Source organism: Streptomyces sp. NPDC004327, from assembly GCF_042873935.1.
Taxonomy (GTDB): domain Bacteria; phylum Actinomycetota; class Actinomycetes; order Streptomycetales; family Streptomycetaceae; genus Streptomyces.
In genome coordinates this window covers 752,368-778,259 of sequence record NZ_JBIAME010000003.1, presented here as the reverse complement: position 1 = coordinate 778,259, position 25,892 = coordinate 752,368, and the positions used below count along the sequence as shown (strand labels likewise).

Genomic DNA, 25,892 nt, shown 5'->3' with positions numbered 1-25,892 from the left:
GCCGGGCGGCCGAGTCGTCACCCCGGGTTAACCCTTTGTGCACGGGGTGTGAAAACCGTGGCGGACGGGGCACTCATACGACAAGCGGCCCCGCTCCTCGCATTGGCTCTGCGAGGAACGGGGCCGCTTCGGCGCGGTGCCGAGGATCAGCCGCCGACGTTGCCGTTCTGGGAGAGGACCTCGCCCAGGATGTGCGACAGCGCGTCGTCGCCCTTCTGCTGCACGGAGTTCTGGGTGCAGGTCTGGTTCGACACCGGGTTGCCGAGGACGTCCTGGACGGCGATCGGAACACCGATGAGGGCGCCGATCGGAACCTGCGCCTCGACCTTCTGCACGTCGAAGCAGTGCAGGACGCCACCGTTGACGAGACCGAAGTTCGGGCTCATGTAGCCACCGGTGGAGTTGCTGCCGATGGACTGCTTCGACTGGTTGCCGATGATGTTGGCGCTGCCGCCGTCGTTGCCGGCCGCCATCGCCCCGGTGGCGGACACGCCGACGACGGAGGCCGCGACAGCAGCGGTAGCGAGAACCTTCTTGATCACGAGTCTTCCTTCTTGAGCTCGATGGCCCTGAACTGCTCCGTTGTCCGAAGCGCCCTGATCAACTGCCCGCAGAAGTTTTGGTTCCGGCGCGTCACCCGGACGCGGTATCCGTCAGATGAACGCCATCGGACGGCCGGTCGACGGGCACCCGTTCGGGGCACCACGGCCCCGGCCGGGATCCCTTGGGAACACCGGCCCGCGGGCTCGCGCCGCGCCGCGCGCCGGGGCGGCGCCGGTCACCGGAAACCGGACAGTTCGAGAGATCGCCCCGCGGCGGCGGGGTCAGGGGCCGACGGCGAGGACGAGCTTCCCGGTCGTCCGGCCGCTCTCCCCGCGCTCATGGGCCCGGGCGGCCTCCGCCAGCGGGAACACCTCGTCCACCAAGACCCGCAGCCGGCCGCTCCCGACGAGCGCGGAGATCTCCCGCAGCCCCGCGTGGTCGGGCTCGACGAGCATGAAGACCGCCCGCACCCCGGCCTTCGCGGCCTCGGCCGCCGGGAAGGCGTCGTCCGGCGGGAGGAGCGAGACCAGGGTGCCGCCGGGCCGCAGGGTGCGCAGCGAGCGGGCCGGGCTGTCGCCGCCGAGCGCGTCGAGGACGACGTCCACGTCACGGACGGCCTCGGCGACGTCCCGGGCGCGGTAGTCGACCGGATCGTCGACGCCGAGGGAGCGCAGCAGCTCGTGCTTGGCGGCGCTCGCGGTGCCGATGACGTACGCGCCGCGCGCCTTGGCGATCTGCACCGCCAGGTGGCCGACGCCGCCGGCGGCCGCGTGGACCAGGACGCGCTGCCCGGGGCGTACGGCCGCGGTGTCGACCAGCGCCTGCCAGGCGGTCAGCGCGGCCAGCGGCAGGGCGCCGGCCTCGACGGGGGTGAGACCGGGCGGGCTGGGGGCGAAGTGCCGGGCCGGGGCGGTGACGTACTCGGCGTAGCCGCCGGCCGGGTGCGGGAAGCGCGGCATCCCGTAGACCTCGTCGCCGGCCCGGAACAGCGTCACGCCGGCGCCGGCCTCCTCGACGACCCCGGCGACGTCCCAGCCGAGCACGGAGCCGTCGGCGAACATGCCCAGCCGCCGGCTCTTCCAGTCGGCCGGGTTCACGCCCGCGGCCCGTACCCGGACCAGGACCTCGCCCCGCCCGGGCACGGGCCGCGGCAGCTCGACGAGCCTGAGGACGCCGGGCCCTCCGGCGGCTTCCTGGGTGACGGCGTTCATCGTGACCATGCTGCTGCTCCTCGGAGGGTTCGGCGGTGTGCCCTCAGAGTCGTGCGACCGGCCGTCGGCCAGTAGCGGCCCGGCGGTCACGGAATGAAAAGATCGGGCCATGCACCGTGTCGGCGTCCTGGCCCTGGACGGGGTCGTCCCCTTCGAACTCGGCATCCCCGCACGGATCTTCGGCGCCGCGCGCGACGCCTCGGGCGGCCCGCTCTACTCCGTCACCACGTGCAGCGTCGACGGCCGCCCGGTCCGCGCCGAGGCCGACTACGCGCTCACCGTCGGCCACGACGCCACGCTGCTCGCCGCCGTCGACACCGTCGTCATCCCGCCGTCCCACGGCCTCGGCCCGATCCGCGAGGAGGGCCGGCTGCCCGAGGAGCTGCGGGCGGCGCTGGCCGCGATCCGGCCCGGGACGCGGATGGTGGCGATCTGCACGGGCGGTTACGTGCTCGCCGCGGCCGGCCTGCTCGACGGCCGCCCGGCCACCACCCACTGGCTGGAGGCGGACCACCTCCAGCGCCTGTTCACGCGCGTACGCGTCGATCCCGGCGTCCTCTTCGTCGACGACGGGGACGTCCTCACCTCGGCCGGGGTGGCCGCGGGCATCGACCTGTGCCTGCACATCGTCCGCCGTGACCACGGCAGCGAGGTCGCCAACGCGGTCGCCCGCGGCTGCGTCGTACCGCCCTGGCGGGACGGCGGCCAGGCCCAGTACATCCGCCGGCCGGTCCCCGAGCCGGCGTCTCCCGGCACCGCCCGCACCCAGGCCTGGCTCCTGGAACACCTCGGCGAACCCCTCGGCCTCGCCGACATGGCCGCCCACGCCTGCGTCAGCGTGCGCACCTTCACCCGCCGCTTCCGCGACGAGGTGGGCACCAGCCCGGGCGAATGGCTGACCGCCCGCCGTGTCGACCTGGCCCGCCACCTCCTGGAGACCACCGACCTCCCGGTCGACGTCGTCGCCGACCGCTCGGGCCTGGGCACGGGCGTGTCGCTGCGCCGCCACCTGCGCGCGGCGACCGGCGTGACGCCGGCGGCGTACCGCAGGACGTTCCGGCCGCCGCGCCGGGACGGGCCCTAGGCGCGGACGCCGCCGGCGGTGGGGCAGCGCCTGTACGGGCCCCGGCGATGCCGGAGCCCGTACGCGTGGGTGCCGCTACTTCGACGCGCCCTCGGCGGACGCGCCCGGGGCGCCGGCCGTGGCCGGGTCGGGGGCCTCGGCGAAGTCGATCTTGTGCATGTGGCGGTTCATGGACTTCATCAGGCCCCAGACCGCGAGGGCCAGGACGGCGAAGACGACGAAGCCGAGGACGCCGGGGGTCACCTTGTTCTCGTCCAGTTCCTTGGCGGCGAACGGGACGAGCTGGGTCAGTGCCAGGTGTGCGCTCATGTCAGACATTGTCGCGGATGCCCGCGAAGAGGTCGCTCTCGGGGAGGGAGGTGTCGACGAGGGTCTTGCTGAGCTCGTACTCCTCGGTCGGCCAGACCTCCTTCTGGATCTCCATCGGGACCCGGAACCAGCCGCCGTCGGGGTCGATCTGGGTGCGGTGGGCGATCAGCGCCTTGTCGCGGGTCTCGAAGAACTCCGCGCACGGCACGTAGGTGGTGAGCTCGCGCGGCTTGCGGGAGAACTCGTCCCAGCGCTTGAGCCAGTCGCCGTACGGGGACTCCAGGCCGCGCGCCAGGAGGGCCTCGTGCAGGGCCTCGGTGCGCGGGCGGTTGAAGCCCTGGTTGTAGTAGAGCTTCGACGGCTGGTAGGCCGGGCCGAACTCGTCCTCGGGGTACTTCTCGGTGTCGGTCGCGCCCTCGAAGGCCACCATCGTGATCTTGTGGGTCATGATGTGGTCCGGGTGCGGGTACCCGCCGTTCTCGTCGTAGGTCGTGATGACCTGCGGACGGAAGGCGCGGATCTTGCGGACCAGCCGGCCGGCGGCCGCGTCCACGTCCTCCAGGGCGAAGCAGCCCTCGGGCAGCGGCGGCAGCGGATCGCCCTCGGGCAGGCCCGAGTCGACGAAGCCCAGCCACTCCTGGGCGACGCCGAGGATCTCGCGGGCCTCGTCCATCTCCTTGCGGCGCACCTCGTGGATGTTCGCCTCGATGTACGGGTCGCCCTGGAGCTTCGGGTTGAGGATGGAGCCGCGCTCGCCGCCCGTGCAGGTCACCACCAGGACCTCCACCCCCTCGGACACGTACTTGGCCATGGTCGCCGCGCCCTTGCTCGACTCGTCGTCGGGGTGGGCGTGAACGGCCATCAGTCGCAGCTGCTCAGTCAAGACTCGATCCTCAGTGATTCGTCGCCTTCGAAGGTCTCTATAGTGACGGAATCGGGGGTGCGAAAAATTCCGGCCCCCCGAGGTGAGGCGCCGGGTCGGCGAGACGGCGAGAGGAACGATCATGAGCGCGGTGCGAGAGTCGCTGCCCGAGGGGCGGTACGGACGCTCCGCGGACGAGCGCGCGGACCGCAAGCTCAAGGTCGCCGGCGCCGTGCTCGGCACCCTCTTCCTGGCCCTGATGGGCTGGTTCGGCTGGTACTACGTCGTCGACAACAAGATCAGCGCCGAGCTGATCAAGTTCGAGGTCGTCAGCGACACCGAGGTCCAGGTCCACCTGGAGATCCGCAAGGACGCCGGCACCAAGGGCGTCTGCACCCTGCGCTCGCGCTCCGCCGAGGGAGCCGAGGTCGGCCGCAAGGACGTCAGCGTCGACGAGCCCGCCGCCCGCCTCGACAAGGTCTACTCGATCCGTACGACCGCGAAGGCGACCAACGCCGAGCTGCTGGGGTGTACGGCGAAGTAGCGGTGGGTAGGGAAGGCGGGAAGAGCCGCCGCGGGGTCACCTCGGTGACCTGGGGTGACGCAAAGACCGTGGTTTATGTCCTCCCGCTTTTCGCCACTCATTGTTAGGCTCGTGGTTTCGCCCGTTCGAAAGGCGCACGCTGGAAGCGGAAGCTGAAGCGTGCGCATTCGCGCAGGGCGAGCTTTGTATTCCCAGTACCTACGAGGAGCACCTGTGACCCAGACCAGCGACAACGTCACCTGGCTCACCCAGGAGGCGTACAACAAGCTCAAGGACGAGCTTGAGTACCTGTCTGGTCCCGCGCGTACCGAGATCGCCGCCAAGATCGCCGCGGCGCGCGAGGAGGGCGACCTGCGCGAGAACGGCGGGTACCACGCGGCCAAGGAGGAGCAGGGCAAGCAGGAGCTCCGGGTCCGCCAGCTCACCCAGCTCCTGCAGAACGCCAAGGTCGGCGAGGCCCCGGCGGACGACGGCATCGTCGAGCCCGGCATGGTCGTGACGATCGCCTTCGACGGCGACGAGGACGACACGCTCACCTTCCTGCTCGCCTCCCGCGAGTACGCGAGCGACGACATCGAGACGTACTCGCCGCAGTCCCCGCTCGGCGTGGGCGTCATCGGCAAGTCGGCCGGCGACGACGCGCAGTACGAGCTGCCGAACGGCAAGATGGCCATGGTGAAGATCCTCAGCGCGAAGCCGTACACCGGCTGATCCGCTCCATGCGCGGGTGAAGGGCCGGACCTCCGGAAGGGGTCCGGCCCTTCGCCATGCCCATGCAATGATCAGCTCCGTCGGCTTGGACAAGGGGGACGGGTCAGATGCTGGGACCACTGCGCGAGGGCGCGCCACGACGGATCGGACCGTACGAGATCCTGGCCCGGCTCGGCGCCGGCGGCATGGGCGAGGTGTACCTGGGCCGCGCCACGACGCCGGCCGCCGCACCGGGAGGGCCGGACGGGTCTGGCGCGGCGGGTGCACCTGGCGCGGCGGACGGGCCTGGCGCGGCGGACGCGGCGGGCGGGCCGGACGGGTCCGCCGCCGGCCGGCCCGGTGGGCACGGGCTGCCCTCCGGTGAGTACGTCGCCGTCAAGACCGTACGGCGTGACGTCGCCGGCGAGCCCGCCTTCCGTGACCGCTTCCGGCGCGAGATCAAGGTCGCCGGGCTCGTGCGCAGCGCGTACGCCGCCGCGCCGCTCGGCGGGGACGCCGACGCCGAGGTGCCCTGGCTGGCCACCGCCTACGTCCCCGGGCCCAGCCTCTCCCAGGCCGTGCGCCGCGGCGGCCCGCTGCCCGTCGCCACCGTGCGCGCGCTCGGCGCTCGGATCGCCCGCGCCCTCGCCGACGTCCACGCGTCCGGCGTGCTGCACCGCGACCTCAAGCCCGGCAACGTCATGCTCGCCGTCGACGGCCCGCGCCTGATCGACTTCGGCATCGCGCGCGCCAGCGGCGCCACCACGATGACGGCGACCGGGATGATGGTCGGCACGCCCGCCTTCATGTCGCCCGAGCACGTGGCGGGCGCGCGGCACGTCACCGGCGCGTCCGACGTCTTCTGCCTGGGTTCGGTCCTCTGTTACGCGGCGACCGGCGAGGACCCGTTCGGCGACGGGCCGCTGGCCGCCGTCCTCTACCGCGTCTCGCAGGCGGAGGCGGATCTGGACCGGGTGCCCGAGGAGCTGCGCGGGATCGTCGCCGCGTGCCTGGACCGGGACCCGGCGGCGCGGCCCACGCCCGAGGCGCTGGTGGAGCTCCTCGGCGGCGAGGGCGAGCCGGGCGTACGGCTTCCGGCCTGGCCGGAGGCCGTACGGGAGCACATCGGCGAGTACGGACGGGAGCTCGCCCAGCTCGTCGCGGCGGGCGGCCCACTGCTCGAGGTGCCGCCGGTCCCGGCGAACGCGCCCGTCGTGACCTCGGGCCCGCCGGGGCTGCACTTCGCGCCGACGGTCGCGCCGACCGGGGCGCCGAAGGCCGCCTCCGAGACTCCGCGGAAGCGACGGCGCCGGGGGCTGATCGCCGCCGTGGTGGCCCTCGCGGTCCTGGGCGGCGGCCTCGGCACGTATCTGCTGTGGCCGGAGAAGGAGCCGGCGAAGCCCGTGGCGGGCCCGCCGGCCGCCGCCGGGCCGCGCGTCCCCGGCGTGGACGACCGGGGACTGGCGGACGCCTCCGGGATCGTCCCGCAGAGCGCCGTCCAGCGGCCGGCCGCCTGGAAGCCGTGGCGGACGAAGCTGGGGGCACCGGCGTTCGGCTGCTCGGCGAACGAGAAGGCGCTGGTGTGCCGGCGCACGGACGGCTTCTACGAGGCGGTCGACCCGGCGAACGGGAAGCGGCTGTGGGAGGCGGGGCTGAGCGGCGGCAAGCCGGGCGGCGAGAGCGTCCGGCAGGGCCACGGCCGCCCGTGGATCGTCGACAAGGCCACCCGGCCGACCGTCCACGACTCGGTCGTGGTGCTGGCCGGTGAGGGAAAGCTCCAGGTGCGCGACCTGCGCGGCGGAGCGGTCCGCTGGGAGAAGAACGGCGAGCCGTTCGGCACCCAGGACGAGCCGTCGCGGCCGGTCGTCGCCGACGGCATGGTCTTCGCGGCGACGAACACCACCACGAGCGACGTCGACATCAAGCGGATCAGCATGACCGCGTACGCCCTCGCCGACGGCCGCAAGCTGTGGTCGAAGGCGCTCACCAACGACGACATCCCGTTCTCCGACAGCCGCGGCTTCGAGCCGGTCGCCTACGCGAAGGGCACGGTGTACGCGCTCAGCGACGGCGGGATCGTCGCCTACGACGCGAAGACCGGCGCCCTGCGCGGGCAGGTCGACCGGGAGGCGCGCGACTGCGAGACGATCAAGGTGATCGGCGCGTCGGCGTACTGCCTGACCGTCCCGCACGAGAACGGCGTGCAGCCGCAGCTGCGGATCCTGGACGCCGCGACCCTCGCCTCCAAGGGCAGCCTCCCCGTCCCGGCCGGCGCGCTCACCCCCGAGGTGATCACCCCGAAGGCCGTCGTCGGCTTCGGCGACGGGCGCAACGAGTGGGCGAGCGCCGGGCTTGGCACCGAGTCCGTCGCCACGCTGAAGGTGACCGATCCGAAGGACGGCCGCGCACTCGCCTCGTACGCGGCGAAGCCCACGCCGGCCGGGCTCTCGCAGGGCTGGTCGACACCGCTGCTCGCCGGCGACCAGGTGGTGTACGCGGACTTCGCGTCCCTGTACACCGTGCGGCTCGGCCCCGACGGGAAGCCGGGCGGCCTGAAGGTGACGTCCGTGCCGGGCGCGCCGGGCCCGCGGGCCGAGGAGCACTCGCTGGACGAGAACAACTGGGGCCAGATCATCTCCAAGACGGTCCGGCAGCCGGAGGTGCTGCCGGTCGGCGGGATCGCGTACCTCGTGTACGACAAGGGTGCCGTCGTGTCCGTAGAGCTCCCCAAGTGATGCAAGTGACGCAAGCGACGCAAGCGACGTACTGAGAGGACGCCTTCCGTGCTGGAAGCACTGCCCGCCGGGCCGCCGCGGCTCGTCGGCCCCTACCGGCTGCTCGCCCGGCTCGGCGCCGGTGGCATGGGCGAGGTCCATCTGGCCTGCCGCGCGGACGCGCCGACGGCCGATCCGTACCGCATGGTCGCGGTGAAGACCGTGCGGGAGGACCTGGAGCTCGACGAGGAGTTCCGGACCCGGTTCCGGCGCGAGATCACGGCGGCGCGGGCGGTCGACAGCCCGTACGCGGCCCGGCTCGTGGACGCGGACGCCGACGCGCCCGCGCCCTGGCTGGCGACCGAGTACGTGCCGGGCCCCTCGCTCGCCGAGGCCGTCGTACGCGGCGGGGCGCTGCCCGTCGCGGCGGTACGGGCGCTCGGGGCGACGCTGGCCCGGGCGCTGGACGCCGTGCACGGGGCGCAGGTGCTGCACCGTGACCTGAAGCCGGCGAACGTGCTGCTCGGCGCGACCGGACCCAAGCTCATCGACTTCGGCATCGCGCAGGCCTTCGAGGCGACGGCGCTCACGTCGACGGGCCTGGTCGTCGGCTCCCCGGGCTTCATGTCGCCGGAGCACCTGGTGGGCAGCCGGGCCGTGGTGCCCGCGTCGGACGTGTTCTGTCTGGGCGCGGCGCTGGCGTTCGCGGCGAGCGGGCGGGGGCCGTTCCAGGACGACGAGATGGCGGCGGTGATCTACCGGATCAGCCGGGCCGATGCCGAACTGTCGGGCGTGCCGGAGGAGTTGCGGCCGGTCGTGGCGCGGTGTCTGCGGCTTGACCCGGCGGAGCGGCCGTCGGCGGCGGAGCTGGTGGACCTGCTGGCTCCCGGGGCCGTGGACGCCTTCCCCTGGCCGGGCGGGGTGCTGTCGCTGCTCGCGGAGTACGGGGACGCGGCGCGGCGGATCGGGGAGGCGGCCTCGTCGGAGGCGGGCGTGGCGGATCTGCCGACGCTCGCGCCGGTGGTCCAGGTGCCGTACTCCCCCACGGCGCTTGGCGCACGGCCCGCGCCTGAAGTGGAGATCCCGTCCGGACGGAAGCGCCCATGGGGGCGGTTCGCGGCGGTGGCGGTCGCGGTGGCCGTGGTGGCGACCGTCGGCGTGGTCCTGGTCAACCAGCAGGGCGGGGCGGGTGGTTCGGGCGGCTCGACCGCACAGGGACCTTCGGCCTCGGCCTCGCCTTCCGGTCCGGGCGTGGCCCGGACGCTGAGCGAGGTGGTCCTGCCGTACGGCGGCGAGGGCCACACCGGCGACTTCGGCAAGGCGGCCACGGACTCCGCCGCCCGCCCGGCGAACTGGTCGCCGTGGACGGCGAAGCTCGACGCGGGCACCGGCATCGACGGCTGTGCGCTGCACCCGAAGGTGCTGGTGTGCGCGGGGAGCGGCGGCGCGGCGGTCGGTCTGCGGGCCTCGGACGGCACGAAGCTGTGGTCGGTGAAGGCCCGGGTCGCCGCGGAGGACGAGGGTGTGCCGTCGTCGCCGGGCTATCCGGCGGTCGTCGGCGACACCGCGTACATCACGGGCCGGGACGGCCTGACCGCGTACGGCGTCGAGGACGGCAAGGAGCGCGGCACGGTCCCGGCGCCCGGGCCGCTGTGGGCCGAGAAGGGCTCCGATCTCCTCGGCGGCGTGCTCTACTCCAGCTATCTGAACCGCGCCGACCCGGGCAAGGGCCTCGTCTCCGCCGTCAAGCTGGACGGCAAGGGCGGCGGCAAGGAGCTGTGGCGGCACGACCTCGGCGCCATCCCCGAGCAGTTGGTCGCGGCCGGTGGCCGGGTGTACGTGACGGTCAACGGTGTCGTGCCGGTGGCGCTGGACGCCGGGACGGGCCGGGAGACGGCGCGGGCGGCGAGCGGGACGCAGTGCGCCACGATCGTCGTGCACCAGGACGCGGTGCTCTGCCGGACCTCGCAGCAGGGCGGGATCCCCGTGCTCGACGCCCGGACCCTGAAGCCGAGGCGGACGCTGGGGCGGGACCTGCGGATCACGGGCGTGCCCGCGGTGCACGCGGACGGCACCGTGGCCGTGGTCGGCGGCCCGGCCGGCCGCACCGTCGTCACCTACGACCTGGCGAGCGGCCGGGAGGTGCGGCGCGCACAGGCGAGGTCCTTCGACGCCGCGCTGGACCGGGTCTACCTCGCCGGCGACCGGATCATGGCCGCCGGCGAGACGCAGGCGATGTCGCTCCCGCTCTCGGGGCCGGTCGGCGACCGGGACGTCGTGGTGCGCGACAGCGTGGTCCCGGACGGCGTCGACGCCACGCGGCTCGTCCCGCACAGCGCGCTCGTCACCGGCGGCGCCGTCTTCCTCCCCTTCAGCGATCTCGTCATCTCCGGCTATCTGCCCTGATCCGCGGCTCGCCCCGCGGGGGCGGGCCGTCAGCCCTCCGCCCTGCGGTACTTGCGGACCGACAGCGTCCGGAAGATCACCACGATCGCGACCGAGTAGATCAGCGAGGCCCAGACGGGGTGCTGCATCGGCCAGGCCGAGGACTGGGAGAGGCCCGGGTCGCCGAAGAGCTTGCGGCAGGCCTGGACGGTGGCGCTGAACGGGTTCCAGTCGGCGACGTGCTGCAGCCACGGCGTCATCTGGTTGGAGTCCACGAACGCGTTCGAGATGAACGTGACCGGGAAGAGCCAGATCAGTCCGCCGGACGTCGCCGCCTCCGGTGTGCGGACGGACAGGCCGATCAGGGCGCCGATCCAGGTGAACGCGTAGCCGAGGAGGAGCAGCAGACCGAAGCCGGCCATGATCTTGGCGGCGTTGGTCGGCTCCGCGGATCCGGGGCGCCAGCCCACGAGGAGCCCGACGATCGCGAGGACGAGCAGCGTCAGGGCCGTCTGGACGAGGTCGGCGAGGGTGCGGCCGGTGAGGACCGCGCCGCGGGCCATCGGGAGCGAGCGGAAGCGGTCGATGAGGCCCTTGTGCATGTCGTCGGCGATGCCCGCGCCCGCGCCGGCCGTGGCGAACGTGACGGTCTGGGCGAAGATGCCGGCCATCAGGAAGTTCTTGTAGACCTGCGCGTCGGTGGTGTCGCCGATCTTCATCGAGCCGCCGAACACGTACGTGAAGAGGATCACGAACATCACGGGCTGGATGAGTCCGAAGATGACCATCTCCGGGATGCGCGTCATCCGGATCAGGTTGCGCTTGGTGATGACCAGCGAGTCGCTGATCGACTGGGCGATGGCGCCACGCGTCTTCGGCGTCGCCAAGGTGTCGGTCACCGAGGTCACTTGACGGCCTCCTTCTCGCTCGCCTGCACGGCCGCCTTCCTGCCGTCCTTCTTGCCTTCCTTCTTGCCGTTCTTCCTGCTCTCCTCCTCGCGCTGCTCGGCCGCGTGGCCCGTCAGCGAGATGAAGACGTCGTCGAGGGTGGGGCGGCGCAGGCCGATGTCGTCGATCTCGATGTCGAGGGCGTCGAGGTCGCGGATGACCTCGGCGAGGATCTTGGCGCCGCCGGTGACCGGGACGGTGAGCTTGCGGGTGTGCTCCTCGACGGAGATGTCGCCGTGGCCGATGCCCGCCAGGCCGTAGCGGGCGAGGACCCCGCGGGCCTGCGGGATCATGTCGCGGTCGTGGACGACGACCTCGACGCGCTCGCCGCCGGTCTGGGCCTTGAGCTGGTCGGAGGTGCCGCGGGCGATGACGCGGCCGTGGTCGATGACGCAGATGTCGTGGGCGAGGTGGTCGGCCTCCTCCAGGTACTGCGTGGTGAGGAGGAGGGTGGTGCCGCCCGCGACGAGCTCCTGGATGACCTCCCACAGGGCCTGCCGGTTGCGGGGGTCGAGGCCGGTGGTGGGCTCGTCCATGAACATGACGGGCGGGGAGACGACGAGCGCGGCGGCGAGGTCCAGGCGGCGGCGCATGCCGCCGGAGTAGGTCTTGGCGGGGCGGTCGGCGGCGTCGGCGAGGTCGAACCGGTCCAGGAGCTCGCCCGCGCGGGCCTTCGCCGCCCGGCCGTTCATCTGGTAGAGCCGGCCGACCATCTGGAGGTTCTCGCGGCCGGTCAGATACTCGTCGACGGCGGCGAACTGGCCCGACAGACCGATGGAGCGGCGCACCTCGGTGGGGTGCCTGAGCACGTCGAGCCCGGCGACCACGGCCCGGCCGCTGTCGGGTTTGAGGAGGGTGGTGAGCACGCGCACGGCGGTGGTCTTCCCCGCGCCGTTCGGCCCGAGGAGGCCGAGGACGGTGCCTTCCGGCACGTCGAGGTCCACGCCGTCCAGAGCTCGTACGTCGCCGAAGGTCTTCACCAGACCCTCGGCGTGGATCGCGCCTGGCATGTGTCTCCCCCAGGTGATGTGAGAGTTTCTGTCCAAGTTTAGGTACGCCGAGCGGGCAACGCCCGGCGTACGAGTGACCTGGACCACACGCTAACGCGATACATCGCGACACACAACGGATTTACGCGAGCACCGTGTACCCCGCGCCCCGCAGCGCCTCCGTGACCTCCTCGCAGTGCTCCGGGCCCTTCGTCTCCAGGTGCAGCTCGACCTCCGCCTCCGTCAGACCGAGCCGCGGATCGGTCCGCACGTGACTGACGTCGAGCACGTTCGCGTCGGCCACCGTCAGCACCGCGAGCAGCGTCGCGAGCGTCCCCGGCCGGTCGGTCACCTTCAGGCGCAGGCTGAGGTAGCGCCCCGCGGCCGCCATGCCGTGCCGCAGCACCCGCTGCATGAGCAGCGGGTCCACGTTGCCGCCGGACAGCACCGCCACCACGGGGCCCCGCCCGCGGAACGCCTCCGGATCGGCGAGCAGCGCCGCCACCGGGCTCGCGCCGGCCGGCTCGACCACCAGCTTCGCCCGCTCCAGGCAGAGCAGCAGCGCCGAGGAGAGCGCGTCCTCGGAGACCGTGCGCACCTCGTCCACGTACTCCCTCACGAGCCCGAAGGGCACGTCGCCGGGCCGCCCCACCCTGATGCCGTCGGCCATCGTCACCGGCGCGTCGATCGCCACCGGGTGCCCGGCCGCGAGCGAGGGCGGATAGGCCGCCGCGCCCTCCGCCTGCACGCCGACGACCCGCACGTCGGGCCGCACCGACTTCACCGCGAGCCCGATCCCCGCCACCAGACCGCCGCCGCCGACCCCGACCACGATCGTGCGCACCTCCGGGCGCTGCTCCAGGATCTCCAGACCGACCGTGCCCTGCCCGGCGATGACGTCGGGATGGTCGAAGGGGTGGATGAAGACCGCGCCGGTCTCGCGCGCGTACTCCTCCGCCGCCGCGAGGGTCTCGTCGACGACGTGCCCGTGCAGCCGCACCTCCGCCCCGTACTCCCTGGTCGCCGCCGCCTTCGGCAGCGGGGCGCCCACCGGCATGAAGACCGTCGCGCGCACGCCGAGCAGGTGCGAGGCGAGCGCCACGCCCTGCGCGTGGTTGCCGGCCGAGGCGGCGACCACGCCGGCCGCCCGCTGCTCGGGCCGCAGCCCCGCGATCCGCACGTACGCGCCGCGCAGCTTGAACGAGCCGGTGCGCTGGAGGTTCTCGCACTTGAGGTGCACCGGCGCGCCCACCAGCGACGACAGATGGCGGCTGCCCTCCATCGCGGTCACCCGGGCCACCCCGGCGAGCATCTTCTGCGCGCCCCGGACGTCGTCGAGGATCAGCGGCGGGTGCGCCGCGTGGTGCACGGGCCGCGGCCGGCCGTGGCCCGGGAAGTGGCTCAGCGGGTGAAAGGGGTCTGGCGTGCCGAAGCTCATGACGGCAGTCTCGCAGCTCACGGGGGCCGGGGCCGTGCGGCGAGCGGCCGCCGTACCCCGTTCGAATCCGGTTCGCGCAGCGCCGGTACGGACCGGGTCCCGTCCGCGTACTCTGTCCCCCACCGACCGCGCGACACCGCACCACCGCAACCCGTCGCATGCCCCCGCATGCCCCCCCGAACCCACCGTCCCCGCACAGGAGAGCCACCACAGCCATGCCCACGTCCCAGGACATGACGACTGAGCTCGAACCCGGTCTCCTCGACGCCCTCCAGCACCAGGTGGCCGTCTTCGCCCGGCGGGCCGAGCAGACCAGGCTCGGCGGCACCGGGCAGCTGCGCAACTCCATGGACCGCGCCGCCTATCTGCTGCTCAACCGGCTCGACCAGGAAGGCCCGATGGGCGTGAAGGCGCTCGCCGCCGGCATGGGCATCGACTCCTCCACGGTCACCCGCCAGGTCGCCCCGCTCGTCGACACCGGCCTGGTCAAGCGCACCTCGCACCCGGAGGACGGGCGCGCCGTGGTGCTCCAGCTGTCGCCGCGCGGCCAGGCCCGCCTGGAGGAGGTCCGCGCCTCGCGCCGGCAGCTGATGGCCGAGGTCACCGACGGCTGGACGCCGGACGAGCGGGAGTCCTTCTGCACCCTGCTCACGCGCTTCAACTCGGCACTCTCCGCACGGCAGTCGGGCCTGCCGATCGCCAAGGACGAGTCCGCGCCCAAGTCTTGACCACAACAGTCTTGACCACGGGCCCGCGCTGACCTCATATGAGGACGTGCGCGAGTCGAACAGTGGCCCTCCCGGCCACATAGCCGAAAACACCGCTCGCTCCCGGGAGTTCCACGCGTTCGTCGCCGGGGGGTCGGGGCGGCTGCTGCATGTCGCGACGCTGCTCACCGCCGAGCCGGCCCGCAGGAACCCGCTCGCCCAGGCCCTGCTGACCGCCGCCCTCGCCCACACCTACGCGCACTGGGAGCGGCTGCGCGGCGAGGACCCCTACCAGCGCACCCGCTCCGAACTCGCCCTGCGCTTCGCCCGCACCGCCTGGCGCCACCAGCGCGGCCGGGGCGGCGTGCTCGCCGCGCTCACGCCGCAGGAACGGCTCGTCGTGGTGCTCCGGCTGCACGAGGGAGTCCCCGAGGAGCAGACCGCGGCCCTCCTCGGGCTGCCCGAGGAGCGGATCCGGGCGATCTGCGCGCGCTCCGTGAGCCACCTGCGGGCGGCGTCATGAGCCGCCACGAGCGCAAGGAGGACGAGGTCCGCCGGCTGATGGAGACCGGGCAGCACCCGCACGTGCCCGGCGACCTCGCCGCCCGGGCCGTGGCCCGCGGCACCCGGCTGCTGCGCCGCGACCGGGTCGTCCGGCGCATCGGGTGGGCGCTGCTCGCGCTCGCGGTGGCCGCGTTCGTCGTCTGGGCGTCGGTCGCGCGGCCGTGGGAGGTCCCGCCGGCGGGGACGACACCACCGCTCGAAGGCTTCTGACTCGAAGGCCCCGGGCAACCGGCCTAGCCTGGGATGAGGAGCGTGCGGGGGGCTCGAGAGAAGGTCGACATGACCAGGAAATCAACCGACTGCCGGGACTTCCCCAGCGTCTCCAACTGCACGATGTACATGGCGGGCGAGGAGGACGAACTCCTGAAGGCGGCCGTCGCGCACGTGATCGCCGTGCACGGGCACACCGACAGCCCCCAGCTGCGCGAAGAGGTCAAGGCGAGCATGAAGGACCCGGTGCCCGGCTCCTGAAAGCACGCGGCTCCTGAAAGCACGCGGCTCCTGAACACGCGCCGCTTCTCAAAGCACGCGGCTCCCGAACGCAGGCGGCTTCTCCACGCCCGCGGCTCCTGCACGCACGCGGCCGGACCCCCGCGGCGGGGGCCCGGCCCGTACCCGTACCCGTACGGGGATTAACCGAGCGCCTCGCGCAGGTCCGCCATCAGGTCGTCGACGTTCTCGATGCCGACCGACAGGCGCACCAGGTCCGCCGGGACCTCCAGGGCGGAGCCGACGACACTCGCGTGCGTCATGCGGCCCGGGTGCTCGATGAGGGACTCGACGCCGCCGAGGGACTCGCCCAGGGTGAAGAGCTTGGCGCGGTTGCAGACCTGGACGGCCGCCTCCTCGCCGCCCGCGACGCGGAAGGAGATCATGCCGCCGAAGGCACGCATCTGCTTCGCCGCGATCTCGTGGCCCGGGTGCTCCGGCAGGCCCGGGTAGAGGACCTGGGTGACCTTCGGGTGCTGGGTCAGCATCTCGGTGATCCTGCCGGCGTTCTCGGTGTGCCGGTCCATGCGCACGGCGAGCGTCTTGATGCCGCGCAGCACGATCCAGGAGTCGAACGGGCCCGCCACCGCGCCCATCGCGTTCTGGTGGTACGCCAGTTCCTCGCCGAGCTCGGCGTCGGCCGCGATCAGGGCGCCGCCGACGACGTCGGAGTGGCCGCCCATGTACTTGGTGAGCGAGTGCACGACGACGTCCGCACCCAGCGACAGCGGCTGCTGGAGGTACGGCGAGGCGAAGGTGTTGTCGACGACCAGCTTGACGCCGGCCTGGCGGGCGACGCCCGCGACGGCCTCGATGTCGGTGATGCCGAGCAGCGGGTTGGACGGGGTCTCCACCCAGATCAGCTTGGTGCGGTCGTTGATGGCGCCGCGCACCGACTCGATGTCGGAGGTGTCGGCGACGGAGAAGTCGACGCCCCAGCGCTGGACGACCTTCGCGAAGAGACGGAAGGTGCCGCCGTACGCGTCGCTGGGGATGACGACGTGGTCGCCGGGGACCAGGAGGGTGCGCAGCAGGCAGTCCTCGGCGGCGAGGCCGGAGGCGAAGGCGAGACCGCGGCGGCCGCCTTCGAGGGCCGCCAGGTTCTCTTCCAGGGCGGTGCGCGTGGGGTTGGCGCTGCGGCTGTACTCGTAGCCGCCGCGGAGCCCGCCCACACCGTCCTGCTTGTAGGTGGACACCTGGTAGATGGGCGGCACGACCGCGCCGGTCAGCGGGTCGGCGGTGTTGCCCGCGTGGATGGCGCGGGTCTCGAAGCTCTGGTGGGTGTGCTGGTCGCTCATGGGTCAGGAGCGTAGTCCCGTGACGGCCCCCTCGCCGCCTTCTGTCTCACGGGGCGTCCTGGACAATGGACACATGGAGATTCTCTGGTTCCTGATCGCGCTCGGGCTGCTGTTCGGCGCCCTGGGTCCCTTCGTGCTGCGCCGGCGCCGTGGCGGCATCCAGGTGGTGGCCCCGGGCTCGCCCGACGCGGCGGACCCGGAGGCCTACGGCTTCCTGCGCCAGGAGGAGCAGGACGTACGGCTGCCCGGGCCGGACCGGGACCTCCTCGACGTGCTTGCCGTCGTGCAGGCCACGCAGGACTGGCGGGCGGCGTCGCAGCTGCTGCTCGGGACGCCGAAGGACGGCGAGGTCCGCTGGCAGCGCGTGCAGGCGTTCGCGGGCGCGGCCTCGCTCGAACTGGCCGAGCGGCCGGGCGCGGGCGGCGCGTGGCTGCGCTCGTGGCGGGCGGACGCGCCGAAGGACCCGGGCGGGGCGCAGGTGTACGCGGAGTTCCTGGTGCAGCAGGCGTGGCGCACCTCGGCGTCCGGCGCGCAGGACTTCCGGATCATCCTGGAGGAGGCGCGGGCCGCGTGCGGGCAGGCGGCGCTGCTCTCGCCCGGCGACCCGGTGCCGTACGTCTCCGAGCTGGCCGTGGCGCGCGGGCTCGGCGACTCCCCGGAGGAGTTCGACCTGCTGTGGGCGAAGGTCATCGACCGCGCGCCGGCGCACATGGGCGCGCATCTGGCGGCCCTGCACTACTGGTGCGCGAAGTGGCACGGCTCGCGCGAGGACGCCGACCGCTTCGCGACGACGGCCGCGGCGCGCGCCCCGCAGGGTTCGCTGCTCGCCGCGCTGCCGCTGTTCTCCGTCTTCGAGAACCGGCCGGAGATCGTGGTCGGTGTCGACTTCTACCGCACGGCCGTCGTCACCAAGGCCGTCGAGGGCGCGATGTACGCGGTGCACTCGGCCCGGCCCGACGACCCGATGCTCGCGCACGTACGGCACCTGCTCGTGCACTTCCTGGTCGGCGCCGATCGCTGGGCCGAGGCGATGCGGCTGCTCGTCCAGGTCGACGGGTACGTGGGCGCGCTGCCGTGGACGTTGAGCGAGGACCCGGCGGCGGCGTACACGGTGGTGCGGAACCTGGTGGTGGCCGGGTACGAGGCGAACGGCGGCAGCCCGGCGACGCTGCCGCACTGACGCCGCCGGGGAACACGGGGAGGGCGGGCGGTGTTGTGCCTGTCGCGCCGAACGCCGAGGAGAGATGCAGCATGTTCCTGTCCCGCACCCCCGTCCTCCCCACGCCCGAGCAGGCCCTGCGCGGGCGCGACGAGCCCGCCTTCGCGGTCCCCGAGCGCCACACGGTCCTCGGCACCCCGCTCCTCGGCCCCTACCCGGAGGGCCTCGAGGTCGCCGACTTCGCGCTGGGCTGCTTCTGGGGCGCCGAGCGCAAGTTCTGGCAGACCGAGGGCGTGTACACGACCCTGGTCGGCTACCAGGGCGGCTTCACGCGGCACCCGCTGTACGAGGAGGTCTGCTCGGGCCTCACCGGCCACACCGAGGTCGTCCGCGTCGTCTTCGACCCGGCCGCCGTCTCCTTCGAGCGCCTCCTGAAGCTCTTCTGGGAGTCCCACGACCCCACCCAGGGCTTCCGCCAGGGCAACGACGTCGGCACCCAGTACCGCTCGGCCGTCTACACCCACACCCCCGAGCAGGCCGCCACGGCCGAGTCCTCCCGCGACGCCTACCAGCGCGTCCTGACCGGCTCCGGCTACGGCGAGATCACCACCACGATCCTCCCGGCCGAGGGCCGCACCTTCTATCCGGCCGAGGCATATCACCAGCAGTATCTGGACAAGAACCCGGCGGGCTACTGCGGCATCGGCGGGACGGGCGTGTCGTGCCCGATCGGCGTGGCGAAGGCCGACGGCTGACGGCCGCGTTTGCGCGGGCAGCTCTCGGCAGGGCTGTCCGGCCGTCCGTCGTGCCGTGTCCCGGCCGTGTTCAGACGACCCGGTCGCCGCCCCCGCACGTCGCCAGCGAGCACCAGCGCCGTCGGCCCGACTCGTCCAGGAAGAGCCAGCCGCAGTCCGGGCTCGGGCAGGCGCGGAGGGTGAGGCGCACCGCTCCTGACGGCGGCGGCCGAGCGGCACGCGTACGCCCTCGTGGCGGGCCTCGAAGGGGCCGAGGAGGGTGAAGTCCATGGTGCGGGCCACCTTAGGGCGACTGGTCAGGTTGTGGTCAGGGGGCGGGCGGAGAGTGTGGGCGAAGGCACCAACCACCCTTATCGCCAAGGAGTTTCCGTGCGACGGATTCCTGTCTTCCTCGTCTCCCTCACCGCCGTCGGCGCCGCCCTCCTCACCACCGCCGCCCCGGCCGGCGCCACCGGCACAGCCACCGGCCCCGGCACCGGCTGGGAGCCCGCGCCCTCGCCCGCCTGGTCCTACCCGGCCGGCGCACGCTGCGACTTCGCCGTCCAGGGCGCGCCCGTGGTGGACGAGGTCGTGCGCCGCACGGTCGGCGTCCAGGCGGACGGCACCAAGCTCGTCGAGTACAAGGGCGACCTCGTCGTCCGCCTCCTCAACTCCGCGACCGGCGCCACGTACGACGCCGACGCGAGCGGCCGCGCCCTGGTCGCGCTCCACCCCGACCGCTCCCAGACGTGGTACGTGGTCGGCCCGATCCTGGCCGGCTTCGGCGAGGGCGGCGGCAACGTCCCGCGCGGCCTGTACACGGTCGACGGCGCCTACACCCTGGAGGTCTCGCCCACCGGCTACAAGACGCTGACCTTCCTGCACGGCTCGGCCGATTCGCTCTGCGAGAAGGTCGCCTGACCGCCCGGCCCGTCGTCACACCCACAACAGGATCGCGGCGCCCGGCGCGTCCGGCGTGTGGAGCATGGTCACGCGGTACGTCCGGGCGCCTTCCGCCCCGGGGTGCGCCTCGACCGTGCGGGAGGTGAAGGCGCCGACCGAGCGGCAGGCCCACCAGTCGGCCAGGTCCGGCCGGTCGGCGGCGAGCAGCGCGGTCAGGGCGCGCAGGCGGGGGTCGTCGGGGCGGGCGTCGGCGCGGGTGCGGACGTGGCGGTAGAGGTCGATCGCGAGGGGCTGCCAGTCGGGGAGGATCCGCTGGTGAGCGGGGTCGGCGACGAGCTGGAGCAGCAGGTTGCGGCGGGCCGCGGGCAGCCGCGCGGGGTCGGGGAAGGTCCTGCGGTACGCGTCGTTCCAGGCGGTCATGTCGAGGGCGCCGTCGAGGAGCACCGCCGGGCTGTCCGGCCAGCTCTCCAGGAGACGCGCGACGCCGGCGCGGCGGCCCGCGGACTCCGGCCCGTTCCCGGGCCCTGACTCCGGCTCGTGCTCGGGCTCGGGCTCCGGTTCGGGCTCGGGCTCGGCGTAGCCCGCGAGCCGCAGCACGTGCGCCCGGGCGTCGGGGTCGAGGCGCAGGGTGCGGCCGACGGCCTCCAGGACCTCGCGGGAGGTGCCCACGCGGCCCTGTTCCAGCCAGGTGTACCAGGCGAGGCCGACGCCCGACAGGGCGGCGACCTCCTCGCGCCGCAGCCCCGGGGTGCGGCGCCGGCCGGTCGCGGGGAGCCCGACGTCGCCCGGCCCCAGCCGTTCGCGGTGGGCCCGCAGGAAGCCGCCGAGTTCGCGGCGGCGGGCGAGCCTGTGAGTGTCGGTCACAGCATGAACGCCTTTCTGGTTCCGGCGCGTTCTCCCCGCGAGGCTCGCTCCCATGAGCGAAGACACGACCGTCCTGTGGCGGCTCAACAACGACTCGTCCGGCCTGACTTCCCCGCGTGCCCTGATCCGGGTCTTCACCGCGCCCGGGACCCTGGAGGAGCTGACGGCGCGCTACGAGCGCGTCCAGGGCGTGCGGCGCGACATGTGGTTCACGTATCCGCAGAAGCGGCTCGCCCTCGCCGTCGTCGGCGGCTTCCTCCTCGTGGAGGGCGAGGCGGCGGATCTGGCACCGTTCCGTCACGTCCACGGCACGCTCCTGGTGGACTCGGCGCGCGGTCGTCTGGACCGGCTGCTCGCGGAGGGCGGCGAGGTGCTCGACCCGCTGCGGCCGGTGCCGACGGGATCCGGGTTCACGGCCCGGCATGCCGACGGCACGGTGGTGGAGTACGTCGAGCACCGCCCGGACTCACTCGGCCGCTGAGCCCGTCGGCGAGCCCGTCGGCGAGCATGCCGGCGAACCGGCCGCCGCGCGGGTCGCCGCGCGCAGGGCCGCCGCCGTGGCGGTGGCCTCGTAGCCGTCCGGGACGCCGTCGACGAGCAGCACGTCGCCGGCCATGTGGCGGGTGCGGAGCGGGATCAGGGCCTGGTAGGGCGCGGAGTCGTACCAGGCGCGGGCGTCCTCGTAGGCCGGGAAGGCGATGATGACGACGGCGCCGGGCCAGCTGCCCTCGCGGACCTCGCGGGCGGGGGCGCCGTGGACGAGGAAGCGGCCGCCGAAGGGGTCGAGGGTGGCCTGGATGCGCTCGATGTAGACGAGGACCTCCTCGTCGAGGACGGGCTTCGGGTGCAGGTTTCCGATGGCGTACGCGGTCATGGGAACAGCGTGCCGGGGCATGCCGTACGGGGTCGATTACCCCGGACGTCATGCCCCGGCGGCCTGCGGCGACACGGTCAGATCGTCGACGCGTCGATCACGAAGCGGTAGCGCACGTCGGACGCGATGACCCGCTCGTACGCCTCGTTGACCTGGTCGGCGGTGATCACCTCGATCTCCGCGCCCAGGCCGTGCGCGGCGCAGAAGTCGAGCATCTCCTGGGTCTCGCCGATGCTGCCGATCATCGAGCCGGCCAGGGTCCTGCGGCCGGTGATCAGGGAGAAGAGACCGACCTTGACGGGCTCCTCCGGGGCGCCGACGTTGACCATGGTGCCGTCGATCTTGACGAGGCTCAGGTAGGCGTCGAAGTCCAGCGGCGCGGAGACGGTGGAGATCACCAGGTCGAAGCTGCCGCGCAGGGCGGTGAAGGTCTCCGGGTCGCTGGTGGCGTAGTAGTGGTCGGCGCCCAGCTTGAGGGCGTCCTCCTGCTTCTTCAGGGACTGGCTGAGCACGGTCACCTCGGCGCCGAGCGCGTGGGCGATCTTGACGCCCATGTGGCCGAGGCCGCCGAGGCCGACGATGGCGACCTTCTTGCCGGGGCCGGCCTGCCAGCGGGCGAGCGGCGAGTAGAGGGTGATGCCGGCGCACAGCAGCGGGGCGGCGGCGTCGAGCGGGATGCCCTCGGGGATGCGCAGGGTGTAGTTCTCGTCGACGACGATGTGGGTGGAGTAGCCGCCGTAGGTCGGCTCGCCGTTCTTGTCGAGGGCGTTGTACGTGGAGGTGCCGCCGCCGGTGCAGTACTGCTCCAGGCCCTGGCGGCACTGCTCGCACTCCCGGCAGGAGTCGACGAAGCAGCCGACGCCGACCCGGTCGCCGACCTTGTGCCGGGTGACGCCGGTGCCGACCTCGGTGACGATGCCGGCGATCTCGTGGCCGGGGACCATCGGGTAGATGCCCTCGCCCCAGCCGTCGCGGGCCTGGTGGATGTCGGAGTGGCAGATGCCGGCGTACTTGATCTCGATCAGGACGTCGTGCTCGCCGACCGCCCGGCGCGGGACGGTGGTGCGGGCGAGGGGGGCGCCCGCGGCGGGGGCGGCGATGGCGGAAACGTTCGTGGTCATGGCGGCAAGCCTGCCGGACCGTTCCGCCGCCACCCAGCCCCCTGCTCTGCCTACGACTGCCGTTCCTACCACTGGCAGGGTCAGGAACGTACGTCCGGTCGCCGGCCGGAGCGGGAATACTTGGGACGCATGGACCCCAGTGCCGAACTCGGCGAATTCCTCCGCTCACGGCGTGCCCGGCTGAAGCCGCAGGACGTGGGGCTGCCCGACTTCGGGCGGCGCCGCCGGGTGCCGGGGCTGCGCCGGGAGGAGCTGGCGCAGCTGGCCGGGGTGTCGGTGGCGTACTACACCCGGCTCGAACAGGGCAACGGCCGCAACGTGTCCATGGAGGTCCTCGACGCGATCGCGCGGGCCCTGCGGCTCGGCGACACCGAGCGTGCCCACCTGACGCATCTCGCGCGGCCGACCGTGAAGAAGCGGCAGCGCGCGGCGATCAGCCGCCCGCAGCAGGTCCGGCCCGGCCTGGCACAGCTCCTGGACGCCATGGAGGGCGTGCCGGCCTTCGTCGTCGGCCGCCGGATGGACGTCCTGGCGTGGAACCGGATGGCCCGGGCGCTGTTCGGCGACTTCGCCGCGTGGGAGCCGCGCGACCGGAACACGGCCCGGATGGTCTTCCTCGACCCCAACGCCCGCGATCTGTACGTCGACTGGGAGTGCAAGGCCGTCGAGGTGGTGAGCCTGCTGCGGCTGTGCGCGGGGCTCTACCCGGACGATCCGGAGCTGATGGCCCTGGTCGGCGAGCTGTCGGTGCGCAGCGAGGAGTTCCGCTCGCTGTGGGCGGCGCACACGGTGACCGACAAGGGGCACGGCACGAAGCGGCTGCGGCATCCGCTGGTGGGCGAGATGACGCTCGCCTACGAGTCGCTGAAGGTGTCCGGCGACGATCCGGACCTGGTGCTCGTGACGTACCACGCGGAGCCGGGCTCGCCGTCGGCGGACGCGCTGCGGCTGCTCGCGCAGTGGGGCGTGGACGAGCCCGTGGACGTACCGAAGTAGCGGGCGTACGGGAGCGCAGCGGCGCGCGCGAGAGCAGCCGGCGTACGAGAGAGCAGTCGGCGTACGAGAGACCAGTCGGCGTACGAGAGACCAGTCGGCGTACGAGAGACCAGTCGGCGTACGGAGCGGCCCCCTCACCGAGTCCGGTGAGGGGGCCGCCGTCCGTGTCCGTGCCCGTGTCAGAGCGCCGAGCCGGCCTTCCAGGCCGACCAGCTCATGTTCCAGCCGTTCAGGCCGTTGTCGGGCGCGATCGTCTTGTCCGCCGAGTTCTTGACGATGACGACGTCACCGACGATCGAGTTGTTGAACAGCCACGCCGCCTGCTGGTTGGGGTCGCCGGCGCCCTTGACGTCGGCGAGGCCCACGCAGCCGTGGCTGGTGTTCACGCTGCCGAAGATCGAGCGCGAGCCCCAGTAGTTGCCGTGGATGAAGGTGCCGGACGTGGACAGGCGCATGGCGTGCGGCACGTCCTTGATGTCGTACTCGCCCTTGCCGTCGGAGTCGGTGAAGCCGACGGTGGCGCCGTTCATCCGGGTCTCCTTGAACTTCTCGGAGATCACCATCTGACCGTTGTAGGTGGTGTTCTGCGGGGAGCCGGCGGAGATCGGGATCGTCTTGATCGTCTTGCCGTCCTGGGTGACGGTCATCGTCTTGGTCTTGACGTCGACCGTGGACACCTGGTTGCGGCCGATCTTGAAGGTGACCGTCTTCTGCTGGACGCCGTAGACGCCGTTCGCGCCCTGGACGCCGTCGAGGTCCAGCTTCATGGTGACGGTGGAGCCCTCGGCCCAGTAGTGCTCCGGGCGGAAGTCGAGCCGCTGGGAGTTGAACCAGTGGCCGACGACCTCCTGGCCGGAGCTGGAGGTGACCTTGATGCCGCCCTGGACGGCCTTCTTGTCGGTGATCGCCTTGTTGAAGTTGACCGAGACCGGCATGCCGACGCCGACGGTCGAGCCGTCCTCCGGCGTGAAGTTGCCGATGAAGCTGTTGGCCTGCGAGACGGTGGTGAAGGAGCCGTTCTCGTGGGCCTCCAGGCCGTCGGCGTCCTTCGCGGTCGCGGCGATCTTGTAGACCGTGGCGCGCTTGAGCTGGACGCTCGGCTGCCAGCTGAGGCCGTCCGCCGATATCTTGCCCTCGACCGTGCCGCCGCCCTCGGCGGTCATGGTGACCTCGGTGAGCTTGCCGTCGCTGACGGTGACCTTGGCGTCGTTGTTGATCGAGGCGTTCTGCGAGCCGTTCTTCGGCGAGATGGTGATCTGCGCCTTCGACGTCTTCTGCGCGGCGGCCTCGTCGACCTGAGCCTGTGACTGCGCGCTCTGCGAGGCGTCGGCGCTGCCGCCCTTGTCGCCGTCGTTGCACGCCGAGAGCACCAGCACGCCGCCGAGCACCGCGGCTGCGGCCGCCAGGCCCCTACGGCGCTTGCCGTCCGTCATCACACGCTTCTCCATCGTCGCCGACTACCTGCCACTTCCCACTGAAACACCCATGAGTACCCCTCCGGTTGCCTTCCCCGGGGGTTTGTGGGGAACACCACTGATCAACACGCGCCCGCGGAGCGTCCGGTTCCCGGTCCTTCCCCACGGCGTGCGAGGGCCCCGGGACGCGGCCGTCCCGGGGCCCTGCCCCGAAGGCCGGGGCGGGTCAGGCGCGGTTGGGTTCGTCGTCCTCCCACCCACCATCTTCGTCGTCGGGCTCCCACTCCATCGCATCGGGGTCGTACTCGATCTCCTCGCTGGTCCAGGACGCCTGGACGACCTCCACGCCGGGCACGGCCGTGACCACGTCGAAGGGCTCGACGAGGTACGCGAGGGCCTCGGCGCTGTCCTCGGCGACGGCGGCCCGGGCGTGTACGCGCTCCTCCTCCGGCAGCGCCGGATCGGCGTCGATCCGGAGGGCGGCGGCGCCGGCCAGTTCGGCGGGGCCGTCGATCTCCAGGACGAGATCGATGCGAAGCCGTACATAGCGTGATGTCTCGGAAGTGCTCATGGCCGGAGCGTAGAGCGCCGGGAGGCCTCGGCTTTCCCGCGACCCGGTGTGTTCATTAGCATCGGCGCACCCACCGATTCCCGGTGCTCGCGCACGGTGTCACGCCGTGTCAATTGACGGTTTCCTCAAGGGGGATCGAAAGAACGTGTCCGTCGCCCGACGCCCGCTGATCACCGCCACCGCAGCGGGGACCCTGCTCTTTGCGCTCTGGTTCGTGCCGAACGCGAACGCCTCCGGCGGGGGCGGCAGATCGGACGCCCCGCAGTCGTCCGTGACGGACGTGACGGACTCGCAGGGCGATGAGGGACTCGCGGAGACCGGCGGCCCGAACTCGGTCCCGTACCTCCTGGGCGGGACGCTGTTCCTGGGCACGGGCGCGGGCTTCGTGACACTGGCCATGCGGCGCGGCGGCCGGGCCTCCTGATCCGTACGCACGACGAGGGCCGCCCCCGTCGAGTCGGGGGCGGCCCTGGTCGTACGC

Annotated in this window: 29 protein-coding genes; 15 read left to right on the top strand and 14 right to left on the bottom strand. The window is 72.8% G+C overall.

Features of this window, described 5'->3' with window-relative positions; translation table 11 throughout:
- Positions 1–146 precede the first annotated feature (146 nt).
- Together ACFYU9_RS14150 and ACFYU9_RS14145 are read right to left on the bottom strand one after the other, a co-directional pair.
- On the bottom strand, positions 147–542 hold the full coding sequence (locus ACFYU9_RS14150) for a rodlin (RefSeq protein WP_389204572.1): 396 nt from the start codon (positions 540–542) through the stop codon (positions 147–149).
- Between the two features lie 282 nt (positions 543–824).
- A complete protein-coding gene (locus ACFYU9_RS14145) occupies positions 825–1,754 on the bottom strand; it encodes an NADP-dependent oxidoreductase (protein ID WP_389344780.1) in 930 nt (309 codons plus the stop codon).
- Between the two features lie 109 nt (positions 1,755–1,863).
- Here ACFYU9_RS14145 and ACFYU9_RS14140 point away from each other — a divergent pair, with 109 nt between their 5' ends.
- The gene (locus ACFYU9_RS14140; RefSeq protein ID WP_389344732.1) at positions 1,864–2,838 is read left to right on the top strand and encodes a GlxA family transcriptional regulator; all 975 of its coding nucleotides are present in this window, start codon (positions 1,864–1,866) and stop codon (positions 2,836–2,838) included.
- Between the two features lie 75 nt (positions 2,839–2,913).
- Here ACFYU9_RS14140 and ACFYU9_RS14135 read toward each other — a convergent pair whose 3' ends face one another.
- Positions 2,914–3,156 carry a hypothetical protein gene (locus tag ACFYU9_RS14135; RefSeq protein ID WP_389344730.1) on the bottom strand — a complete coding sequence of 81 codons (243 nt, stop codon included), beginning with the start codon at positions 3,154–3,156 and terminating at the stop codon, positions 2,914–2,916.
- Positions 3,149–4,030 carry a mycothiol conjugate amidase Mca gene (gene mca / locus ACFYU9_RS14130; protein WP_389204575.1) on the bottom strand — a complete coding sequence of 294 codons (882 nt, stop codon included), beginning with the start codon at positions 4,028–4,030 and terminating at the stop codon, positions 3,149–3,151. Before mca ends, ACFYU9_RS14135 begins: the two co-directional genes overlap by 8 nt.
- 121 nt (positions 4,031–4,151) lie before the next feature.
- Between mca and ACFYU9_RS14125 the strand changes: the two genes are divergently transcribed.
- The 4 genes from ACFYU9_RS14125 (at position 4,152) to ACFYU9_RS14110 (ending at position 10,363) form a co-directional block, all read left to right on the top strand.
- Positions 4,152–4,553 (top strand): DUF4307 domain-containing protein, encoded by a 402-nt coding sequence (locus tag ACFYU9_RS14125; protein WP_389344728.1) that lies wholly within the window; start codon positions 4,152–4,154, stop codon positions 4,551–4,553.
- A 213-nt stretch (positions 4,554–4,766) separates the two neighbouring features.
- Entirely contained in the window at positions 4,767–5,264 is a 498-nt protein-coding gene (greA, locus tag ACFYU9_RS14120; RefSeq protein ID WP_389204577.1) for a transcription elongation factor GreA, read from the top strand.
- A 107-nt stretch (positions 5,265–5,371) separates the two neighbouring features.
- Positions 5,372–7,978, top strand: coding sequence for a PQQ-binding-like beta-propeller repeat protein (locus tag ACFYU9_RS14115; protein ID WP_389344727.1), 2,607 nt, complete (start codon positions 5,372–5,374; stop codon positions 7,976–7,978).
- Positions 7,979–8,026: 48 nt separating this feature from the next.
- Positions 8,027–10,363 carry a protein kinase gene (locus ACFYU9_RS14110; RefSeq protein ID WP_389344725.1) on the top strand — a complete coding sequence of 779 codons (2,337 nt, stop codon included), beginning with the start codon at positions 8,027–8,029 and terminating at the stop codon, positions 10,361–10,363.
- A gap of 29 nt (positions 10,364–10,392) precedes the next feature.
- On the opposite strand, the gene ACFYU9_RS14105 is transcribed toward ACFYU9_RS14110, so the two are convergent.
- The 3 genes from ACFYU9_RS14105 to ilvA all read right to left on the bottom strand — a co-directional run bounded on the left by ACFYU9_RS14105 (position 10,393) and on the right by ilvA (position 13,716).
- Positions 10,393–11,250 (bottom strand): ABC transporter permease, encoded by an 858-nt coding sequence (locus tag ACFYU9_RS14105; protein WP_389204580.1) that lies wholly within the window; start codon positions 11,248–11,250, stop codon positions 10,393–10,395.
- A complete protein-coding gene (locus tag ACFYU9_RS14100) occupies positions 11,247–12,299 on the bottom strand; it encodes an ATP-binding cassette domain-containing protein (protein WP_389344723.1) in 1,053 nt (350 codons plus the stop codon). The genes ACFYU9_RS14105 and ACFYU9_RS14100 overlap by 4 nt, the downstream gene beginning before the upstream one ends.
- Before the next feature lie 121 nt (positions 12,300–12,420).
- A complete protein-coding gene (gene ilvA / locus ACFYU9_RS14095; protein WP_389344721.1) occupies positions 12,421–13,716 on the bottom strand; it encodes a threonine ammonia-lyase in 1,296 nt (431 codons plus the stop codon).
- Positions 13,717–13,931: 215 nt separating this feature from the next.
- Between ilvA and ACFYU9_RS14090 the strand changes: the two genes are divergently transcribed.
- The 4 genes from ACFYU9_RS14090 to ACFYU9_RS14075 all read left to right on the top strand — a co-directional run bounded on the left by ACFYU9_RS14090 (position 13,932) and on the right by ACFYU9_RS14075 (position 15,458).
- Positions 13,932–14,444 carry a MarR family winged helix-turn-helix transcriptional regulator gene (locus tag ACFYU9_RS14090; RefSeq protein WP_389204583.1) on the top strand — a complete coding sequence of 171 codons (513 nt, stop codon included), beginning with the start codon at positions 13,932–13,934 and terminating at the stop codon, positions 14,442–14,444.
- A gap of 46 nt (positions 14,445–14,490) precedes the next feature.
- Positions 14,491–14,946 carry a sigma factor-like helix-turn-helix DNA-binding protein gene (locus ACFYU9_RS14085; RefSeq protein ID WP_389344719.1) on the top strand — a complete coding sequence of 152 codons (456 nt, stop codon included), beginning with the start codon at positions 14,491–14,493 and terminating at the stop codon, positions 14,944–14,946.
- A complete protein-coding gene (locus ACFYU9_RS14080) occupies positions 14,943–15,197 on the top strand; it encodes a hypothetical protein (protein WP_389204585.1) in 255 nt (84 codons plus the stop codon). Before ACFYU9_RS14085 ends, ACFYU9_RS14080 begins: the two co-directional genes overlap by 4 nt.
- Before the next feature lie 69 nt (positions 15,198–15,266).
- Entirely contained in the window at positions 15,267–15,458 is a 192-nt protein-coding gene (locus ACFYU9_RS14075; protein WP_389204586.1) for a DUF1059 domain-containing protein, read from the top strand.
- A gap of 161 nt (positions 15,459–15,619) precedes the next feature.
- Here the strand turns inward: ACFYU9_RS14075 and ACFYU9_RS14070 are convergent, their stop codons facing one another.
- Positions 15,620–16,774, bottom strand: coding sequence for a cystathionine gamma-synthase (locus ACFYU9_RS14070; protein ID WP_389204587.1), 1,155 nt, complete (start codon positions 16,772–16,774; stop codon positions 15,620–15,622).
- 73 nt (positions 16,775–16,847) lie between these two features.
- Between ACFYU9_RS14070 and ACFYU9_RS14065 the strand changes: the two genes are divergently transcribed.
- A complete protein-coding gene (locus ACFYU9_RS14065; RefSeq protein WP_389204588.1) occupies positions 16,848–17,954 on the top strand; it encodes a hypothetical protein in 1,107 nt (368 codons plus the stop codon).
- Between the two features lie 71 nt (positions 17,955–18,025).
- Positions 18,026–18,688 (top strand): peptide-methionine (S)-S-oxide reductase MsrA, encoded by a 663-nt coding sequence (gene msrA / locus ACFYU9_RS14060; protein ID WP_389344717.1) that lies wholly within the window; start codon positions 18,026–18,028, stop codon positions 18,686–18,688.
- Between the two features lie 70 nt (positions 18,689–18,758).
- On the opposite strand, the gene ACFYU9_RS14055 is transcribed toward msrA, so the two are convergent.
- Positions 18,759–18,878: a CGNR zinc finger domain-containing protein gene (locus ACFYU9_RS14055; RefSeq protein WP_389344715.1), complete on the bottom strand. Its 120-nt coding sequence runs from the start codon at positions 18,876–18,878 to the stop codon at positions 18,759–18,761.
- Between the two features lie 179 nt (positions 18,879–19,057).
- On the opposite strand from ACFYU9_RS14055, the gene ACFYU9_RS14050 reads away from it, so the two are divergent.
- Positions 19,058–19,588, top strand: coding sequence for a hypothetical protein (locus tag ACFYU9_RS14050; protein ID WP_389204591.1), 531 nt, complete (start codon positions 19,058–19,060; stop codon positions 19,586–19,588).
- Between the two features lie 15 nt (positions 19,589–19,603).
- Here ACFYU9_RS14050 and ACFYU9_RS14045 read toward each other — a convergent pair whose 3' ends face one another.
- Entirely contained in the window at positions 19,604–20,434 is an 831-nt protein-coding gene (locus ACFYU9_RS14045) for a helix-turn-helix transcriptional regulator (protein WP_389344713.1), read from the bottom strand.
- Between the two features lie 52 nt (positions 20,435–20,486).
- Between ACFYU9_RS14045 and ACFYU9_RS14040 the strand changes: the two genes are divergently transcribed.
- Positions 20,487–20,915, top strand: a complete 429-nt coding sequence (locus ACFYU9_RS14040) for a VOC family protein (RefSeq protein ID WP_389204593.1) — start codon at positions 20,487–20,489, stop codon at positions 20,913–20,915.
- Here the strand turns inward: ACFYU9_RS14040 and ACFYU9_RS14035 are convergent.
- Both ACFYU9_RS14035 and ACFYU9_RS14030 read right to left on the bottom strand, forming a co-directional pair.
- Positions 20,901–21,308, bottom strand: coding sequence for a DUF1330 domain-containing protein (locus ACFYU9_RS14035; RefSeq protein WP_389204594.1), 408 nt, complete (start codon positions 21,306–21,308; stop codon positions 20,901–20,903). The genes ACFYU9_RS14040 and ACFYU9_RS14035 overlap by 15 nt on opposite strands.
- Positions 21,309–21,385: 77 nt before the next feature.
- A complete protein-coding gene (locus tag ACFYU9_RS14030) occupies positions 21,386–22,429 on the bottom strand; it encodes an NAD(P)-dependent alcohol dehydrogenase (RefSeq protein WP_389204595.1) in 1,044 nt (347 codons plus the stop codon).
- A 129-nt stretch (positions 22,430–22,558) separates the two neighbouring features.
- Between ACFYU9_RS14030 and ACFYU9_RS14025 the strand changes: the two genes are divergently transcribed.
- Positions 22,559–23,425 (top strand): helix-turn-helix transcriptional regulator, encoded by an 867-nt coding sequence (locus ACFYU9_RS14025; RefSeq protein WP_389204596.1) that lies wholly within the window; start codon positions 22,559–22,561, stop codon positions 23,423–23,425.
- A 179-nt stretch (positions 23,426–23,604) separates the two neighbouring features.
- Here the strand turns inward: ACFYU9_RS14025 and ACFYU9_RS14020 are convergent, their stop codons facing one another.
- Positions 23,605–24,873, bottom strand: coding sequence for an Ig-like domain-containing protein (locus ACFYU9_RS14020; protein WP_389204597.1), 1,269 nt, complete (start codon positions 24,871–24,873; stop codon positions 23,605–23,607).
- Between the two features lie 193 nt (positions 24,874–25,066).
- Entirely contained in the window at positions 25,067–25,411 is a 345-nt protein-coding gene (locus ACFYU9_RS14015) for a hypothetical protein (RefSeq protein ID WP_389204598.1), read from the bottom strand.
- A gap of 145 nt (positions 25,412–25,556) precedes the next feature.
- Here ACFYU9_RS14015 and ACFYU9_RS14010 point away from each other — a divergent pair, with 145 nt between their 5' ends.
- Entirely contained in the window at positions 25,557–25,835 is a 279-nt protein-coding gene (locus tag ACFYU9_RS14010) for a hypothetical protein (protein WP_389204599.1), read from the top strand.
- The last annotated feature ends 57 nt before the right edge of the window (positions 25,836–25,892 follow it).

Coding starts and splice junctions, on each gene's coding strand:
- msrA (WP_389344717.1), top strand. CDS start 18,026: ATGTTCCTGTCCCGCACCCCCGTCCTCCCCACGCCCGAGCAGGCCCTG.
- ACFYU9_RS14135 (WP_389344730.1), bottom strand. CDS start 3,156: ATGTCTGACATGAGCGCACACCTGGCACTGACCCAGCTCGTCCCGTTC.
- ACFYU9_RS14025 (WP_389204596.1), top strand. CDS start 22,559: ATGGACCCCAGTGCCGAACTCGGCGAATTCCTCCGCTCACGGCGTGCC.
- ACFYU9_RS14020 (WP_389204597.1), bottom strand. CDS start 24,873: ATGGAGAAGCGTGTGATGACGGACGGCAAGCGCCGTAGGGGCCTGGCG.
- ACFYU9_RS14035 (WP_389204594.1), bottom strand. CDS start 21,308: ATGACCGCGTACGCCATCGGAAACCTGCACCCGAAGCCCGTCCTCGAC.
- ACFYU9_RS14125 (WP_389344728.1), top strand. CDS start 4,152: ATGAGCGCGGTGCGAGAGTCGCTGCCCGAGGGGCGGTACGGACGCTCC.
- ACFYU9_RS14070 (WP_389204587.1), bottom strand. CDS start 16,774: ATGAGCGACCAGCACACCCACCAGAGCTTCGAGACCCGCGCCATCCAC.
- ACFYU9_RS14145 (WP_389344780.1), bottom strand. CDS start 1,754: ATGAACGCCGTCACCCAGGAAGCCGCCGGAGGGCCCGGCGTCCTCAGG.
- ACFYU9_RS14090 (WP_389204583.1), top strand. CDS start 13,932: ATGCCCACGTCCCAGGACATGACGACTGAGCTCGAACCCGGTCTCCTC.
- ACFYU9_RS14075 (WP_389204586.1), top strand. CDS start 15,267: ATGACCAGGAAATCAACCGACTGCCGGGACTTCCCCAGCGTCTCCAAC.
- ACFYU9_RS14100 (WP_389344723.1), bottom strand. CDS start 12,299: ATGCCAGGCGCGATCCACGCCGAGGGTCTGGTGAAGACCTTCGGCGAC.
- ACFYU9_RS14040 (WP_389204593.1), top strand. CDS start 20,487: ATGAGCGAAGACACGACCGTCCTGTGGCGGCTCAACAACGACTCGTCC.
- ACFYU9_RS14080 (WP_389204585.1), top strand. CDS start 14,943: ATGAGCCGCCACGAGCGCAAGGAGGACGAGGTCCGCCGGCTGATGGAG.
- ACFYU9_RS14140 (WP_389344732.1), top strand. CDS start 1,864: ATGCACCGTGTCGGCGTCCTGGCCCTGGACGGGGTCGTCCCCTTCGAA.
- ACFYU9_RS14065 (WP_389204588.1), top strand. CDS start 16,848: ATGGAGATTCTCTGGTTCCTGATCGCGCTCGGGCTGCTGTTCGGCGCC.
- ACFYU9_RS14115 (WP_389344727.1), top strand. CDS start 5,372: ATGCTGGGACCACTGCGCGAGGGCGCGCCACGACGGATCGGACCGTAC.
- ACFYU9_RS14030 (WP_389204595.1), bottom strand. CDS start 22,429: ATGACCACGAACGTTTCCGCCATCGCCGCCCCCGCCGCGGGCGCCCCC.
- ACFYU9_RS14015 (WP_389204598.1), bottom strand. CDS start 25,411: ATGAGCACTTCCGAGACATCACGCTATGTACGGCTTCGCATCGATCTC.
- ilvA (WP_389344721.1), bottom strand. CDS start 13,716: ATGAGCTTCGGCACGCCAGACCCCTTTCACCCGCTGAGCCACTTCCCG.